Below are 16,227 nucleotides of genomic sequence, written 5' to 3'. Positions count from 1 at the left end.
CTCGGACATTAGGTCACCTCGACTACCGGCACAACGAACTAGGCTGGAGCGGTGACCCGCCTCATTCTTGCCTCCCAGTCCCCCGCCCGAACCAAGCTGCTCACCGACGCCGGAATCCGGCACGAGATCCTCGTCTCGGACGTCGACGAGGATGCCGTCCAGGCCCGCTACGGCGTCACGGACCCGCACGATACCGCGCTGCTGCTCGCCCGCGCCAAGGCCGAGGCCGTCGCCTCCCTGCCCGAAGCCGACGGCGCGCTGGTGATCGGCTGCGATTCCGTGTTTGAGTTCGACGGCGAGGCGCACGGCAAGCCCTACACGGCCGACGTCGCCAGGGAGCGGATGCTCCGGATGAGCGGCGGCAAAGGCGTCCTGCACACCGGGCACTGGCTCGTTGACTGCCGGGACACCGAGGGCACCGACGAGTCCCGGGCCGCCGGCTCCGGCGCCACCCTCGGGCACGTCACCTCCGCCGAAGTCCACTTTATGGAGATGACCCCCGAGGAAATCGACACCTACATCGCCACCGGGGAGCCGCTGCAGTGCGCCGGCTCCTTCACGATCGACGGCTACGGCGGGGCGTTCATCCGCAAGGTCGACGGGGACCCGCACGCCGTCGTCGGGCTGTCCATTTCCACCCTCCGCGGGCTGCTGGGACAGGCGAAAGTAGGCATCACCGAATTGTGGACCAGCGGTGCCGCCGATCCCGCCCTCCTCCGGGCCGAGTGAGCTAATTCGCACGCACTTGTAGCAACCCTACAAAGGCAAGGGGCTTTACCCGCGGAATCCGCAAGTAATATCGGCGGAACCCACAAAACCGCGCTAGGCTCCCTGAAGGAAAGAAGGAGACGCCTTGTCAGCAAATTCGGAGCAGTCCGCAAATCCCGTGCAGCGATCAGCCCAAGAAGGCACCGCCGTAGTAACCCACCCCCTGAGCAAGGTGCTGATCGCCAACCGCGGCGAAATCGCGGTGCGTATCATCCGCGCCGCCCGCGATGAAGGCATCGCCTCCGTAGCGGTCTACGCGGACCCGGACCGCGACGCCCTGCACGTAAAGCTTGCTGATGAGGCCTACGCCCTGGGCGGCAACACCGCCGCCGAGTCCTACCTCGTGATGGACAAGCTGATCGAGGTGGCCCACCGCTCCGGCGCCGACGCCATCCACCCCGGCTACGGCTTCCTCGCCGAGAACGCCGAGTTCGCCGCCAAGGTGATCGACGCCGGCATCACCTGGATCGGGCCCTCCCCCGCCGCGATCGCCGCCCTGGGCGACAAGGTCCAGGCCCGCCACATCGCCGAAAAGGTCGGCGCACCGCAGGTTCCCGGCACCGCCGACCCGGTGGAGTCGGCCGAGGAAATCCTTGAGTTTGTGGACAAGTTCGGCTTGCCGATCGCCATCAAAGCAGCCTTTGGCGGCGGCGGGCGCGGCATCAAGGTGGCCCGCACCCGAGAGGAAATCCCCGAACTCTTCGAGTCGGCCGTCCGCGAGGCTGTCGCCGCCTTCGGCCGCGGCGAATGCTTTATTGAGCGCTTCCTGGACGCCCCGCGGCACGTCGAGACCCAGTGCCTCGCCGACGCGCACGGCAACGTCGTGGTGGTCTCCACCCGTGACTGCTCGTTGCAGCGCCGCAACCAGAAGCTCGTCGAGGAGGCACCGGCCCCGTTCCTCACCGAGGAGCAGAACCGCCGGCTCTACGAATCCTCCAAAGCCATCCTCAAGGAGGCCGGCTACCTTGGCGCCGGCACCTGCGAGTTCCTCGTGGGCCAAGACGGCACCATCTCCTTCCTCGAGGTCAACACCCGACTCCAGGTAGAGCACTGCGTCTCCGAGGAAGTCACCGGCATTGACCTTGTCCGCGAGCAGTTCCGGCTGGCCCGCGGCGAGGAACTCGGCTACGGGGACCCGGAGATCCGCGGCCACTCGATCGAGTTCCGCATCACCGGCGAGGATCCGGGCCGGAGCTTTATGCCCGCCCCCGGCACCATCACCCGGCTGTTGAACCCGACCGGACCCGGCGTCCGGATCGACTCCGGGGTGGAGCAGGGGGATGTCATCAGCGGCAACTTCGACTCGATGCTCTCCAAGCTGATCATCACCGGCGCCACCCGCCCGCAGGCCCTGCAGCGCGCCCGCCGCGCCCTCGAAGAGATGGTGGTTGAGGGAATCCCCACCGTCATCCCGTTTGACCTCGCCGTCGTCACCAACCCGGATTTCGCCCCCGCCGAGGGCCCGTTCAAGGTCCACACCCGCTGGATCGAGACGGCGTTCGTCAATGACATCCCCGCGTGGACGCCGACCGGCACCGAGGCTGAAGCGCCCGACGCCGTCGAACGCCAGCGCGTCGTCGTCGAGGTCGGCGGCAAACGCCTTGAGGTCGTCCTCCCTGCGTCGTTGGGTACCGGCGGCGGCGCCGCTAAACCGGCTAAGGCGAAGAAGCGTTCGCGCGCCGGCGGGGCCGTCGCGGCGGCCGGCGGCAACGCCCTGACGTCCCCCATGCAGGGAACCATCGTGAAGGTAGCTGTCGGCGAGGGGGACCTTGTGGCCGAGGGTGACCTTGTTGTGGTGCTCGAGGCCATGAAGATGGAACAGCCGCTCACAGCGCACCGCGCCGGCATCGTGATCGGACTGACAGCGTCCGCCGGCGAGACGGTCTCCGCCGGCGCCATCATCGCTCTGATCGAGGACGCAGCCGGCCAGTAGCTTCCCGGCCACTGCTGCACGGGCAGGACGCAGGCGCGCCTCTGGCGCAGCGCTCTTCCGCCCGTGCAGACTTGGTCTGTGAAACCTTTCCTGCTCCTCGCGTCCCGGGCCGAGGACGCCGCCGCCGAGGATGAATACGAAGCCTACCTGCGCTACGGCGGCCTCGAACCCGCGCAGCTGACGCGCATTCGGATGGAAGCCGCGCCGCTGCCCCCACTGGACCTGTCCGATTACTCGGGGGTGATCGTAGGAGGGAGTCCGTTCACCTCCAGTGATCCTGCCGGGCAAAAAAGCGACGTCCAGCACCGGGTGGAGCGTGAACTCGCGGCCCTGCTCGACCGGATCGTGCCTTTGGATTTCCCGTTCCTCGGTGCCTGTTACGGCGTGGGTACGCTCGGCCGGCACCAGGGCGCCGTGATTGACCGCACTTACGGCGAGGGGCTGGCCGGTGTGAGCATCAAGCTGAGTGCGGAAGGCCTGGTGGATCCCCTGCTGCGGGGTCTGCCGGAGAGCTTCACGGCCTTCACCGGCCACAAGGAAGCCTGCACCCTCCTTCCTCCCCACGCGGTGCTTCTGGCCAGCTCCGCCGCCTGCCCGGTGCACATGTTCCGGATTAAAACCAACCTGTACGCCACCCAGTTCCACCCCGAGCTCGATGTTGACGGGTTGGCGACCCGGATCGATATCTACCGCCATGCCGGGTACTTCCCGCCGGATTCGGCCGAAACGCTGCTGGCGGAGGTCAGGCGGTCCACCGTCACGGAACCGATGCAGATCCTGCGAAACTTCGTGGAGCGCTACTCCCGCTAGCCTGCCCCTAACAACCCTCCCGCAGATCCTGCCGCCATCCGAACAACCCTCCCGCATCCTCGGAATCGACCTGCGGGAGCGTCGGCCCCTTCCCGACCGGACCTGCGGGAGCGTCGGCCCCTTCCCGACCGGACCTGCGGGAGCGCCGGGCCCTTCCCGACCGGACCTGCGGGAGCGCCGCGACACCGAAATGCCCGGCGTGTTCGGTGAACACGCCGGGCATTTCCGCTCCCTACCAGGCCAGGGAGCGGGCCTGGGATCGAGGATTAGGAGACGTTGTTGGTGTACTCCAGGTCGCGGGTTTCCTTGCTGACGAAGAGTGCGATCAGCGTCAGCACGGACATGGCGGCAAGGTAGATGCCGACCAGCACTGGGCTGCCCTTCGCCAATTCCCACAACCAGACAGCGATGAACGGGGCCACCGCGGCACCGAGGATGCTGGAGAAGTTGTAGCTGATGGCGGAGCCCGTGTACCGCACGTTCGTCGGGAACAGCTCCGGCAGCAGCGCACCCATCGGCCCGAAGGTCAACCCCATCAGCGAAAAGCCGATGATCAGCAGCGCCATGGTGCCCACGAAGCCGGCACTGAACAGCGGGACAAAAAGCAGGCCGAAAACGAAGATGCCGGCGGTGACGACGATAAGCATCTTGCGGCGGCCGTACTTTTCGGCCAGCGGCCCGGAAACCAGTGTGAAGATGCCGAAGAATACGACGCCGGCAATCAGCATCCACAGGAAGTCGTTGCGGGTGTAGCCCAGGCCGGGGACGAACGCTGCTGCAGCGGCCTCCGTCATCGGCTTGCCGGCCTTCTCGGCTGCGGCCTTGGCGGTTTCAAGGCTGGAGGCGCGGGTGCCGTAGGTCAAGGTGTAGGTGGTCATCAGGTAGAACAACACGTAGGTGGCGAGCATAATAAACGTCCCGAGAATCAGCTGGCGCCAGCTCGACTTAAAGACCCGGGCCAGCGGCAGCTTGGCAACTTCTTTGGATTCCAGGACCTTGGTGAACGCCGGGGTTTCGATCAGTTTGAGCCGGACGTAAAGGCCGATGATCACCATCACGGCGCTGAGCAGGAACGGCACGCGCCAGCCCCACGCCTCGAAGGCGGCCGGCGTCAGGGTGTAGCTGAACACCAGGAAGATCACGTTAGCGATGATAAAGCCGATCGGGGCACCCAGCTGCGGGAACGTGCCGTAGATGGCACGCTTGTTCACCGGCGCGTTCTCGGTCGCCAGCAGCGCCGCGCCGCTCCATTCCCCGCCGAGGGCCAGCCCCTGGGCGAAGCGCATAACAACCAGCAGGGCAGGCGCCCAGAAGGTCCAGCCGGGAACGGTCGCCGTTGGCAGGCAGCCGATCAGGAAGGTGGCGATACCCATGGTCAGCAGCGAGGCGACCAGGGTGCCCTTGCGGCCAAACTTGTCACCGAAGTGGCCAAAGATCACGGACCCGAGCGGCCGGGCAACGAACGCGACGCCGAAGACAGCGAAGGAGCTCAACAGCTGGGTGGTCTCGTTTTGACCGGGGAAGAACAGTTTGGGGAACACGAGCACGGCGGCGGTGGCGTACACGTAGAAGTCGTAGAACTCGACGGTGGTCCCGATCAGGCTGGCGACGATAACGCGGCCGCGCGAGTTCACCGGCTTGGCGGACCCCTGCTCTGCGGAAGTGGCAGTGGATGACATGTAGTAGCGCTTTCATAAAGACCGGACCGGTGATGATTGAGACCGCCCGGATGGGGATAAGTAGGATTACATGATAGTTCCAACAGTCCATCCAATGGACAAGTGTTCCACTATTTGGACACCGGGATTCGTCTCACGTGGTGCTCATCACACTACGCCCCACGCCACCCCTAACACCGTTACAAACGCGCCGATAGCCAAACGTCACAGCACGTTAACAAACGGCGAGGCTCCCGGAAACGCGGCTTACCTTACTGCCGGCGGCCGGCTTCACCTTCACCACCTCGGAAATCATCTGGCTCATTTCCATGCCGAGCCTGGTCGGCGCCACCCCCGGGATCCCTATGCCTTATGGTCCGCGCTTCGGCGGCCGCAACTGGACCATCGGCCCGGCCCTGCTGCTGCTCATCCCCTCAACTGGCCTGGCCCTGTGCGTCTCCAACCCGGAGACCCCCTTCGGCACCATGCTCTTCGTGGCAGCGCTGGCCGGCTTCGGCGGGGGGCAACTTCGCCAGCTCGATAGCCAATATCACCTTCTTCCATCCGGCCCACGAAAAGGGCTGGGCGCTGGGGCTAAACGCCGGCGGCGGAAACCTCGGCGCCGCCGTCGCACAGCTCGCCGTCCCAACCGCCACCACACTCCTGGCCTAGTTGACTTGGAGACGAGAATGCCGGGCGCCTAAAGACCCCCGGCATTCTCATTCAGAATGCCGTCCAGCACTTCAGCTGTGGTTTAGTTCCTGATGCCACCGTGCCTGCTGCATGCTCCCTGCCGCGTGGCGCTGGGCCAGATGTAACCGTCCTTGCAGATGATCGTGCCCCCGACCGGAGCGGGTACCGCGGGGACTGCAGGGACCACCGGAGGAGCCGCAGGAGCGGGAGCGGGGGCCCGTCGGGCGGCAGCGTCTGCCGCAGCCTTATCCGCCGCTGCCTTGTCGGCAGCAACTTTGTCAGCCGCTGCCTTGTCTGCAGCAGCCTTCTCCGCCGCTGCCTTGTCTGCAGCAGCCTTCTCCGCTGCCAACTGGTCCGCAGCAGCCTTCTCCGCTGCCAACTTATCGGCGGCAGCCTTTGCAACGATCTTCTTTGACTCCGCTTCCGACAACCACACCAGACGCTGATCCGCGCCCATCGTGCAAACAAAGACATCGCCGTTGTAGCTTTTAGTCTCGTTGACCGTCAGGCAGGCCGACTTCGCCGGATTCGTGGCTGTCGGCGTCGGCGTCGGCGTCGCGTTCGCGGATGCTTGCGGAGAAACCAGTGAAGACCTGCTTTGGTTGCCCGTCGACGAAGCCGTCGCTCCGCCAACAATGCCACCGACGATGAAAAGGGCAATTCCCGAGCCGGCAACCAGCAGTGCGCTCTTGCGGTGCGGAATGCCTACCCACGATCGCCGCTTGAACAACAGCGCGTAGAGTCCGGTCACCACGGCAATGAGGCCCAGGAGGATCAGGACGGCACCAAAGCCTCCTGCAGCGGCGAATAGGAGGGCCAGAAGGAACACAACGACCGCAACGACCCAAAACAGGACCGTCGGGCGCCAACCGAACTTCGTGCGCGGCGAAGCTTTTGAAAAATCGAGCATATTTTCCCCCGGGAAATTAAGAATGATGCGATTGAGACGCCGTCACATTAGCAGCATGCCGAAGGGCTTCAACGCTGGCCTCGGGTTCGGTTCGCCGGCAGTCAGCGGCCCTCGTTCCGGGTCCAGACGGCATCAGGCCAGCCGCGGCCCGTTATCGGCTTCCGCGTCACGGGAATCGGGCATCGGCCGGAAGCCCGGTAGCATCGGGGCCATGAGCGCCGACGACGACGACATCACCGAAGAACTCCTGACCGACGCCGACAAGCTGACCGGGCTGAGCCTGGAATTGCTGGGCCTGGACCCACATCCGGCGGACATGACGCCGGAACAGCGGCTCCAGTTTGACCCGGAAGACTTGGCTGAAATGGTAGCCCTCGGGCCAGAGGACCGCGGGCAACAAGTGCAACAGGCCCGACTTCTCGCCGGTCTCTTGTGGAATTCCTCCAGCATCCTGATCGACCAGCTCTTCCGCGACCTGGGTAACCTGAGCCAGCTGCAGTCCGTCACGGCGTCCGAAATCGCCGGGACCTCCGTGCTGTCCTCGCTGCCGCCACAGTTTGCGTCCAGCTACGACGCTAAGTTCACCCAGAAGTTCATCGTCGTCGCCGCCGACGTAACAGCCTCACTGGTCCGTGGCTGGACCGCACCCGGGTGCCTTGCCGCCGAACTCGCCGTCCGCTGCCTGCTCGACCAGGCGGAGATCACCGAGGATATCTACGAACTCGACCTCCCGGCCGACTGGCGGGCACAGGTTGATGAAGTCCTGCTGGCGGACGCGGACAGTGCAGCGCTGTACTCAGAGGGCCTCGCCGTCCTGGAGGACGACGCCGACCAACTGGGCTTCGAGCACTGGTTCCAGCCTTTCGGTGCCGGGGACACGGTCCCGCCTTACGCCTGCTCCTGAGCCGCCGCAGACTACATGTGGACGTGCAGGCGCCGGGCGGCTTCGGAGATCGACCCGCTCAGCGACGGGTAGACGGTGAAGGTGCTGGCGACGTCGTCGACGTGCATTTTCTGGGTGACCGCGAGGGAGATCGCAAAAATCAGCTCGGAAGCGTTCGGACCCACCACAACACCGCCGATGACGGTGCCGGAACCCTTGCGCGCGAAGATTTTGATAAAACCGTCCCGGTGGTTGCGCATCTTGGCGCGCGCGTTGCTGCGCAGCGAGAGCTTCACGACGTCGGCCTGGTATTTGCCCGATTCAATCTCGGCCTCGGACACACCCACGTTGGCGATCTCGGGCGAGGTGAAGATGTTGGAGGCCACCTGGTGCAGCTTGAGCGGGGCCACACTGTCGCCCAGGAAGTGCGCGATAGCAATCCGGCCCTGCATCGCGGCGACGGACGCGAGCGCCAGCACACCGGTGCAGTCGCCGGCGGCGTAAATGTTCGGCGCTGTGGTGCGGGAGACGCCGTCTACCTTGATGTGCCCGCTCCCGGTGAGCGCGACGCCCGCCTCCTCGAGGCCGATCCCTGCGGTGTTCGGGATGGAGCCGACGGCGACCAGGCAGTGGCTGCCGGTGACCTGGGAGCCGTCTCCGAGGGTGACGATAACGCCGTCCGCGGTGCGCTCGACGGACTCTGCGCGGACCTGGGAGAGGACCTTGACGCCGCGGCGTTCGAAGACGCCTTCCAGCACCTCGGCGGCATCGGTGTCCGAGCCGGGCAGCACCCGGTCGCGGCTGGAAATCAGGGTGACTTTGGACCCGAGCCCGTTGTAGGCGGAGGCGAACTCGGCGCCGGTGACACCGGAGCCCACCACAATCAGGTCCTCGGGCAGCTCATCCATGTTGTAAATCTGCGCCCAATTCAGGATCCGCTCGCCGTCCGGCCGGGCGGTGGGCAACTCCCTGGGGTGTGCCCCGACGGCGAGCAGGATCGCGTCCGCTTCGATGGTCTCGGTGCCGTCGACGGTGAGAACCTCGATGGTGTGGTTGTCCAGCATTTTGCCGGATCCCAGCATGATCCGGACGCCCTGGTTTTCCAGGCCGCGCTGGATATCGGTGGACTGCTGCCGGGCCAGCCGCAGCAAGCGGTCATTGATGTGTTTGAGGTCCGCGCGCATCGTCGGGGTGCAGTCTCCGCCGTCGACGTCGAACTTGACGCCGAGCTCACCGGCCTCGCCGACCCGGGTCATCAGGTCCGCCGTCGCAATCAGGGTCTTGGACGGAACAACGTCGGTGAGCACCGCTGAGCCGCCGAGCCCCGCACGTTCAATGATGGTCACCTGTGCGCCCAGGGACGCTGCAACCATGGCTGCTTCGTAGCCGCCGGGCCCTCCGCCCAGGATTGCGATACGGGGTGAGCTGAAATCGGGATGCGTAGTCACAATCAGCCATTGTCCACCATCCGGACCGTCACCACCAAGAATCCCGCCCGCCCAGAACAGCCCACAACACAGCGCGCGGCGCTGGGCAGTACCCGGCCGGCAGGATAACTTATGAGGGTGAGTACAACAGAATTCCTGAACACAGACCCCTTCGACGCCGCCCGCGCCGCCGCCGACTACATCGCCGAGGAGACGGGCGTCGACGCCCACGACGTCGCGCTGGTGCTCGGTTCGGGTTGGGGCGACGCCGCGGAACTGATCGGCGAAACCACGGCGACACTCTCCGCCGACGAAGTCCCCGGCTTCTCCTCCCCCTCGGTGGTGGGCCACGTTGGCACCATCCGCTCCGTGCTGACCACGGAGGGCAAACGCGCGCTGGTCCTGGGCGCACGCACCCACTACTACGAGGGCAAGGGCGTCCGCGCCGTCGTCCACGGGGTGCGCACCGCCGCCGCGGCCGGCTGCAAAACCCTCGTCCTGACCAACGGCTGCGGCGGCCTCAACGAGGACTGGACGCCCGGCACTCCCGTGCTGATCAGCGACCACATCAACCTCACAGCCACCTCACCGCTCGAAGGGGCCACGTTCGTGGACCTCACCGACCTGTACTCCGCACGGATCCGTGGCCTGGCCCGCGAAGTCGACCCCACGCTGGACGAAGGCATCTATGCCCAGTTCACCGGCCCGCACTACGAAACCCCGGCCGAAGTGCAGTACGCCAAGCGGATCGGCGCGGACCTGGTGGGCATGTCCACCGCCCTGGAAGCCATCGCCGGCCGGCATGCGGGCATGGAGGTGTTCGGCATTTCGCTCGTCACCAATCTCGCCGCCGGCATCAGCCCGTTGCCCCTGAGCCACGGGGAAGTCCTCGAAGCGGGACAGGCAGCCGGACCACGGATCTCCAAACTGCTCGCCGAGATCATCGCCAAGCTCTAAGGGCTCAGCTCCCCACGGCAAGGTAGCGCAGCGCCTTCCGCCTGTCCTGCGGGAAACGCCGATCCATCGAGTCCGCTATCCCGGCTATGGTCTGCCGCGCCAGGGCCTGCCGCCAGGCGAGTTCGGCCTGGCGCATGGTCTGGGAGATCAGGCAGGTCCGGACAACGTTGCGCTCCATGTCGGCATCCGGGACGCTTGCCATGATGCCTTCGCAACGGAACACCGGACCGGCACCTTCCAGGGCAAGCACGATATCGAGGACTGTAACGTTTTCCGGCCTGCGCGCCAGGTGGAACCCGCCACGCGGGCCGGAAACGGAAACAAGGATACCGGCCCGGACCAGCGCCTGGAGCTGCTTGTTCAGATACGCACCCGGAAGGCTGTAATACTCCGCCAACCGGGCACTGTTAACCGCCTCGCCGGCCGGTGTCCAAGCCATGTTAACGCAGCTGTGAACGGCCCATTCCACCCCCCGGCCCATCTTCATGTTCCAGACGCTACGTGTCCGGAAAAATAGCTGTCAAGGCCCGGAGCACCAGCCGGTTGTGATCGATCTTTCAGGGGACTCTCGCTTGTCGGGAAGGCATCCGCCGCTAATGCGGCTAGTTTGGTTGCTATGACGTCTTCTGATGCCGAACTCGCCCGACTGCTGAGCGACGCCCGGGCTTGGGCCACCCAGGACCCTGATCCCGCCACCGCCGCCACCCTGACCGAACTGATCCGCCTCGCCGACGACGGCGCCGCGTCGGCCCGCCAGGAGCTCGCGGACAGTTTCAGCGGAACCTTGCAGTTCGGCACCGCCGGCCTACGCGCGGCCCTCGGGCCCGGCCCGAACCGGATGAACCGCATGGTGGTCCGCCGCGCCGCAGCAGGCTTCGCGGCCTTCCTGACCGGCACGGTCGCCCACGCCGCCCCCGGCACCCGGCCACGCGCCGTCGTCGGCTACGACGCACGGCACAACTCGGATGTCTTCGCGGAAGAAACCGCCGCAATCCTCGTCGCTGCCGGCATTAACACCTTCCTGATGCCGTCAGCCCTGCCCACCCCGCTGCTCGCCTACGCGGTCCGGGCGCTGGAGTGCGACGGCGGTGTGATGGTGACCGCCAGCCACAACCCGCCGCAGGACAACGGTTACAAGGTGTACCTCGGCCGGCACGCCGTCGAGGAGAGCGGCCGCGGCGCGCAGATCGTGGCGCCCTACGACGCCCTGATCGCAGCCAAAATCGATGCGGTCAGCGGGCTGTCCGGCGTCGCCCTCGCCACGGCGGGATGGACCGTGCTGGATCCGTCCATCGTTGCCAGCTACGAGGCCGCCGCCGCGGCACTGGCCATGCCGGCGGACTTTCCGGCCCGCGACCTCAACATCGTCCTGACCCCGATGCACGGGGTGGGCGGCAAAACCGCCGTCGCGGTGCTGCACGCGGCCGGTTTTGCCAACGTTACGGTGGTGAGCGAACAGGCCGAGCCGGACCCGGACTTCCCCACCGTGAACTTCCCCAACCCCGAAGAGCCCGGCGCCCTGGACCTGGCCCTCGAGACCGCGGCCCGGGAGGATGCGGACATCGTGATCGCCAACGACCCCGACGCGGACCGCGCAGCGGTTGCTGCCAAGGACCCCGATACCGGATCCTGGCGGATGCTGCGCGGCGACGAGGTCGGCGCGCTGCTCGGCGCGCACATCGTGGCCCGGCTGGCAGCCGCCGGCAGCACCGAAACCACGGCAGGTGTTTTCGCTAATTCGATCGTGTCCTCGCGGCTGCTGGCACGGATCGCGGCTGCGTCAGGCTACGCCCACGAGGAAACCCTCACCGGCTTCAAGTGGATCGCCCGCGTTCCCGGCCTGCTGTATGGCTACGAAGAGGCGCTGGGTTACTGCGTCGCCCCCGACCTGGTCCGGGACAAAGACGGGATCTCGGCGGCGGTACTGATCGCGGAATTCGCGGCCGCGGCCAAGGCGCAGGGCAAAACCATCTTCGACACCCTCGACGAGCTTTACCTGGTGCACGGGCTCCATGCGAGCGACCAGCTCAGCATCCGGGTCGCAGACCTGGGCCTGCTGGACGCCATGATGAACCGGCTGCGCGTCAGCCCGCCGGAGTCCTTTGGCGGCTCCGCAGTCGAATCCATCACGGACCTCGCGGACGGCAGCGATCAGCTGCCGCCCACCGACGGCCTGCTGTACCTGACGAAGGACCTCAGCCGCATCATCATCCGCCCCAGCGGCACAGAGCCGAAGCTCAAGTGCTACCTGGAGGTCATCCGCAACGTCGGATCGGCCGCCGAGCTGCCCGCAGCGCGGCACGAGGCACGCGCCGCGCTTGACGGCGTGCTGGCAGATGTCCGCGAGGCGCTCGGGTTGTAGCCTCCGGGGCTACAGCTCGACCTCAATGCACCCGCCCACAATCCGGGTACCGAAGGTCGGGAGCCGAAGGCCCGGCTTGCCCAGGCACTCCCCCGTTGCGAGGTCATAGACCTCCTTGTGCAGCGGTGAAGCGAGCGTGTGGCGCATCCCGCGGGAGCCGGTTATCCCGCGGGCCATCACGTGCGCCCCGGTGGCTGGGTCCTCGTGGCCGACCGCAAACACCTCGCCGGTTGCCGTGCGGAACAATGCCACCTGGTGCCCGGCAATCAGCGCCGCCTCGCCCCAGGCCGTGGATGCCATGTGGAGCACGGCGCACGAGATGGGCGTTTACAGGGAACTCGTGGCGAGCCTGAAGACCACTGTCGCCACCGCAGTGGTCGGTCCCATTACGGCGCAGCCGCTGATCGATGCCGGGCTGCAGCCGCTGGTCCCGGACCGGTTCCGGCTGGGCGCCCTGATCCGGCTCGTGGTGGAGCACCTTGCCCTCAACCACGTCCGCCGCCTGGATACCGTCTCGGGCCGGGTGGAACTCCGCGGCCGCTCCCTGCGGATCGATGGTGGTCCGGTCGAGCTGACTCCGGCCCAGCTGCTGCTGCTGCGGGCGCTGCTGGGCGCCGGCGGCGCTGTGCTGTCCCGCGAGTCACTCTCCGAGCTGTTGGGACTCCACGGTTCCGTGCACGCCCTGGACATGACCGTCAGCAGACTGCGCTCCGCCCTGCCCGATGGCCGGCTGGTGGAAACCGTGGTGAAGCGCGGCTACCGGATCGGCGTGTGACGCACGCCATTACCGGCTGGTAAACATTGGGAAACGGAACCCCAAAATCCGGCAACACCGGTGAAACACCCCGGAAAGATCGCCCGCCTAGGCTGGGGACCATCAAGGACTCCGGCCACACCACCGGCCGCCATCGAAAGGGCCTCACCATGTCCGCCAGTTCCCCCGTTCCTGCTCCGTCAGCTGCCCGGCCCCGGATCGTTATTGCCGGCGCCGGCCCCGCCGCGCAGGCCCTGGTCCGCCAGCTCACACGGACCCCGTTCGCCGGCGGGATTACAGTGCTGAGCAATCGAGATGATGCTTCCGGGCAGTTGCTGGAACTCGCGGCCCTCCCGCAGGTTTCCGTGCGGCTTGGCCAGCCGGCGAGCTACATCGACCCGGACAGCCGCTGCGTCACGACCTCGGATGGCCTGGAATTCAACTACGACCACCTGGTGATCGCGACCGGGTCCTCGCCCGTCGGCGCCCCGCTCCCAGGTGAGGGCCGGTGCCTGAACTACGCCACCATCGATGACGCGGCCCGGCTGGGCGAGGCCGTCAGGGATATCACCCGCGTCCTGGGCCGCAGGCCCCTGGGGATCCTGGTTGGCACCGGGACCGCCGCGGGTCAGGCCGAGGCTGTGTTGCGCGCCCGTGGTATCCGCCCCATCCGCACCACGCGGCGTCCGGCCTCCGTGGTACCCAACCTTGCCGGTTCCACACCCCCCGCCGGCGGTCTTGTGTTCGAGGACGGCTCCGTGATGGCCGCGGACCTGGTGGTTCTGGCCGAGGAACCGATTGCCCGTGACGCCCTCGCGGTCAGTGCCGGGCTCACCACAGCACGGCACGGCGGCATCGTCATCGGCCGCGACTTCCGCACGTCCGTGCCTGGAATCTGGGCCATCGGGGACGCCGCAGTGTTCGACGGCGTGCGCTTGGGGCTGCTGGTGGCCGCTTCCTCCGCCGCTTCCGTGTGCGCCTCGCAACTGCTTCAGGACGGCCTGCCGGAGTTCCTCTCGGAGGCCGCCTGAACCATTGCCGGCCGGCTGGGCGGACGCCCGCGGGCGACGGTCCTGTTGTGGCAAGATGGACACCTGAGAAGCGACGAAGAATGCGGTGTCTGCAGGCCCACAAGGCCCCCGAAGGGACAACTCAGGGGCTAAATCCCAGTCCCAGGCCCGCCAGGAAAGGGACCACCATGAGCGACGAAGCCGCGAACATTGCCTCCTACATCGACCACACCCTGCTCAAGCCGGAGGCCAGCGAAGCTGAGATCCTCTCGGTCTGTGCCGAGGCCGCCGAGTATCGGTTCAAGTCTGTGTGCGTCAACCCGGTCTGGGTCAAGACGGTCAAAAAGGCCTTAAAGGGAACAGACGTGCTCACGTGCTCAGTCGTCGGCTTCCCCCTCGGTGCCACCCCCAGCGACGTCAAGGCCTTTGAGGCCCGCGGCGCCGTGCTGGACGGTGCCGAAGAAGTCGACATGGTGATCAACATTGCCGCGGCCCGGGCCAACGACAAGGGCGCCCTGGCCGATGACATCCGGGCCGTGGCCACCGCAGTGCATGACGGCGGCGCGATCCTGAAGGTCATCATCGAAACCGCCCTGCTTGACGACGCCCAGAAGGTGCTCGCCTGCGAAGCGGCCGTCGAGGCCGGCGCCGATTTTGTGAAGACCTCCACCGGCTTCAACGGTGGCGGCGCCACCGTTGCGGACGTCGCGCTGATGCGCCGCGCGGTGGGCCCTGACCTCGGAGTCAAGGCCTCGGGCGGGGTGCGTTCGCTCGCCGATGCACGGGCTATGATTGCTGCAGGTGCAACACGTATTGGCGCCAGCTCCGGAATCGCGATCGTCAACGGTGAACAGGGTTCGTCCGCGTACTGATCCGCTCCGGCAGCCGCCACAGTTTTGAGCCCTACGGGGCCGAGGAGGAACGAACGAATGTCCAGCAATACCGCCAAGACCCAGCAGACGCCGCAGAACGAGAACAGCCTCGGTTCCACCATCATTTTGTTTGTCCTGATGATGGTCCTCTTTGGCGGTTCCCTGTACTCGCTGAACTTCCTGACGCTGGGCAACCCGTGGCCGATGGCCGCCTGCCTGGTCCTGTTCGCCGCGGCGTTCTGGATCCCGCAGACGATTCTTGGCCGCTCGGACTCCGCCGGCGAAAACTAACGCAGCACCGGACTTTTACGGCTGAAGCCCCGGATCTCCGGGGCTTCAGCCGTTTAACCAGGTGTCCGTCAGGCCCCGGCAAGCAGCCCGATCAGGCTCTCGGTGAGCCCGGTGCCCAGCGCGGCCGCGGCGGGCCAGTGCTCCCTGGCCAGGGCCAGCGCGGCGCCGAACATCCCGATCATGGCATAGGCGCTGACCGGGATCAGGATGAACCATTCGCGGCGTGAACCGGCGCGGCCCAGCAGCGGGATGGAGAACGCGCCGTTGGCCCTCCAGACGTTCTTGAGCAGCGGCAGTTTGCGCAGGAACTTCGGCGGTTTGACCACTATCGGCCAGAGCAGCGGCACTCCCCCGGTGGTGATCATGTCCCCGACAATGTGCACCAGCACGCCGGTCAGCATCGAGACCGGGAGCCAGCCCCACTGGTGCGGCGCGAACCAAGTCACCAGCCCGGCCATCGTGAGGGCGAAGACCCAGTTGCTGATCCAACCGTACTTCGGGAAGAGCTTCAGCGCCTTCGCGGCGATATTGATCATAAACATACACAGCAGTCCGGCGCCCACCGATAGCAGGCCCCAGTCCGTCTGAAGCTGGAGTTGCCCGGCCAGCGCCGCGATCAGTACAAAAAACGCCGCACCGAGCAGCGAATGGGTGCCCTGGCGGTGCCCGCCGGAGACGTTCTCGATGCCGACCGCGATTATGTTCGACAGCGGCGGCAGCGAGTGCGCCACAGTGCTGGAGCGGTGGTCCCAGTCGCAGACAAGCGCTGTTCCCGCCGTCGCCATCCCGCCGATAAGGATCCCGGTAGCATCCAGCGGATACCAGCCCATCGCGTAGGGGCCAGTTGACGCAACGGCAACCCACGCCGCGGCTCCCGACGCGGCGTGGTGTCCTCCCAT

The 16,227-nt window shown here is 66.5% G+C and carries 15 protein-coding genes and 2 pseudogenes; 11 read left to right on the top strand and 6 right to left on the bottom strand.

Features of this window, described 5'->3' with window-relative positions; all coding sequences use genetic code 11:
• Positions 1–51: 51 nt before the first annotated feature.
• From QI450_RS03510 to QI450_RS03500, 3 genes are all read left to right on the top strand, one after another.
• Complete coding sequence (locus QI450_RS03510) at positions 52–729, top strand: Maf family protein (protein WP_226773636.1); 678 nt, start codon at positions 52–54, stop codon at positions 727–729.
• A 157-nt stretch (positions 730–886) separates the two neighbouring features.
• Positions 887–2,701, top strand: coding sequence for a biotin carboxylase N-terminal domain-containing protein (locus tag QI450_RS03505; protein ID WP_282468160.1), 1,815 nt, complete (start codon positions 887–889; stop codon positions 2,699–2,701).
• Between the two features lie 78 nt (positions 2,702–2,779).
• A complete protein-coding gene (locus QI450_RS03500; protein ID WP_226773638.1) occupies positions 2,780–3,511 on the top strand; it encodes a glutamine amidotransferase in 732 nt (243 codons plus the stop codon).
• Between the two features lie 266 nt (positions 3,512–3,777).
• Here QI450_RS03500 and QI450_RS03495 read toward each other — a convergent pair whose 3' ends face one another.
• Complete coding sequence (locus QI450_RS03495) at positions 3,778–5,190, bottom strand: MFS transporter (protein WP_226773639.1); 1,413 nt, start codon at positions 5,188–5,190, stop codon at positions 3,778–3,780.
• A 254-nt stretch (positions 5,191–5,444) separates the two neighbouring features.
• Here QI450_RS03495 and QI450_RS03490 point away from each other — a divergent pair.
• Positions 5,445–5,838: pseudogene (locus tag QI450_RS03490) on the top strand (MFS transporter); the annotation flags it as partial.
• Between the two features lie 85 nt (positions 5,839–5,923).
• Here the strand turns inward: QI450_RS03490 and QI450_RS03485 are convergent.
• Positions 5,924–6,772 carry a hypothetical protein gene (locus QI450_RS03485; RefSeq protein WP_226773640.1) on the bottom strand — a complete coding sequence of 283 codons (849 nt, stop codon included), beginning with the start codon at positions 6,770–6,772 and terminating at the stop codon, positions 5,924–5,926.
• Between the two features lie 211 nt (positions 6,773–6,983).
• On the opposite strand from QI450_RS03485, the gene QI450_RS03480 reads away from it, so the two are divergent.
• Positions 6,984–7,676 (top strand): hypothetical protein, encoded by a 693-nt coding sequence (locus QI450_RS03480; protein WP_226773641.1) that lies wholly within the window; start codon positions 6,984–6,986, stop codon positions 7,674–7,676.
• Positions 7,677–7,687: 11 nt separating this feature from the next.
• Here QI450_RS03480 and QI450_RS03475 read toward each other — a convergent pair whose 3' ends face one another.
• Positions 7,688–9,103: an NAD(P)H-quinone dehydrogenase gene (locus QI450_RS03475; protein WP_226773642.1), complete on the bottom strand. Its 1,416-nt coding sequence runs from the start codon at positions 9,101–9,103 to the stop codon at positions 7,688–7,690.
• Between the two features lie 117 nt (positions 9,104–9,220).
• Here QI450_RS03475 and QI450_RS03470 point away from each other — a divergent pair, with 117 nt between their 5' ends.
• On the top strand, positions 9,221–10,039 hold the full coding sequence (locus QI450_RS03470) for a purine-nucleoside phosphorylase (RefSeq protein WP_226773643.1): 819 nt from the start codon (positions 9,221–9,223) through the stop codon (positions 10,037–10,039).
• A gap of 4 nt (positions 10,040–10,043) precedes the next feature.
• Here QI450_RS03470 and QI450_RS03465 read toward each other — a convergent pair whose 3' ends face one another.
• Positions 10,044–10,520, bottom strand: coding sequence for an Rrf2 family transcriptional regulator (locus tag QI450_RS03465; RefSeq protein WP_282359420.1), 477 nt, complete (start codon positions 10,518–10,520; stop codon positions 10,044–10,046).
• Between the two features lie 135 nt (positions 10,521–10,655).
• On the opposite strand from QI450_RS03465, the gene QI450_RS03460 reads away from it, so the two are divergent.
• Positions 10,656–12,401, top strand: a complete 1,746-nt coding sequence (locus QI450_RS03460) for a phospho-sugar mutase (protein WP_226773645.1) — start codon at positions 10,656–10,658, stop codon at positions 12,399–12,401.
• 9 nt (positions 12,402–12,410) lie between these two features.
• Here the strand turns inward: QI450_RS03460 and QI450_RS03455 are convergent, their stop codons facing one another.
• Positions 12,411–12,701, bottom strand: a complete 291-nt coding sequence (locus QI450_RS03455) for a nitrite reductase (NAD(P)H) small subunit (protein ID WP_309485670.1) — start codon at positions 12,699–12,701, stop codon at positions 12,411–12,413.
• Between QI450_RS03455 and QI450_RS03450 the strand changes: the two are divergent.
• The 4 genes and pseudogenes from QI450_RS03450 to QI450_RS03435 all read left to right on the top strand — a co-directional run.
• Positions 12,688–13,176 (top strand): annotated as a pseudogene (locus QI450_RS03450) (winged helix-turn-helix domain-containing protein); the annotation flags it as partial. The gene QI450_RS03455 and the pseudogene QI450_RS03450 overlap by 14 nt on opposite strands.
• Positions 13,177–13,325: 149 nt before the next feature.
• Positions 13,326–14,186, top strand: a complete 861-nt coding sequence (locus QI450_RS03445) for an FAD-dependent oxidoreductase (RefSeq protein WP_226773646.1) — start codon at positions 13,326–13,328, stop codon at positions 14,184–14,186.
• Positions 14,187–14,353: 167 nt separating this feature from the next.
• Positions 14,354–15,037, top strand: a complete 684-nt coding sequence (gene deoC / locus QI450_RS03440) for a deoxyribose-phosphate aldolase (RefSeq protein ID WP_226773647.1) — start codon at positions 14,354–14,356, stop codon at positions 15,035–15,037.
• Positions 15,038–15,094: 57 nt separating this feature from the next.
• Entirely contained in the window at positions 15,095–15,328 is a 234-nt protein-coding gene (locus QI450_RS03435) for a hypothetical protein (RefSeq protein WP_226773648.1), read from the top strand.
• A gap of 68 nt (positions 15,329–15,396) precedes the next feature.
• Here QI450_RS03435 and QI450_RS03430 read toward each other — a convergent pair whose 3' ends face one another.
• On the bottom strand, positions 15,397–16,227 hold the full coding sequence (locus QI450_RS03430) for a metal-dependent hydrolase (RefSeq protein WP_226773649.1): 831 nt from the start codon (positions 16,225–16,227) through the stop codon (positions 15,397–15,399).

This window comes from Arthrobacter sp. EM1 (assembly GCF_029964055.1).
Taxonomy (GTDB): Bacteria; Actinomycetota; Actinomycetes; order Actinomycetales; family Micrococcaceae; genus Arthrobacter.
The sequence above is the reverse complement of the archived record's forward strand: the minus strand, read 5'-3'. Positions and strand labels throughout refer to the sequence as shown.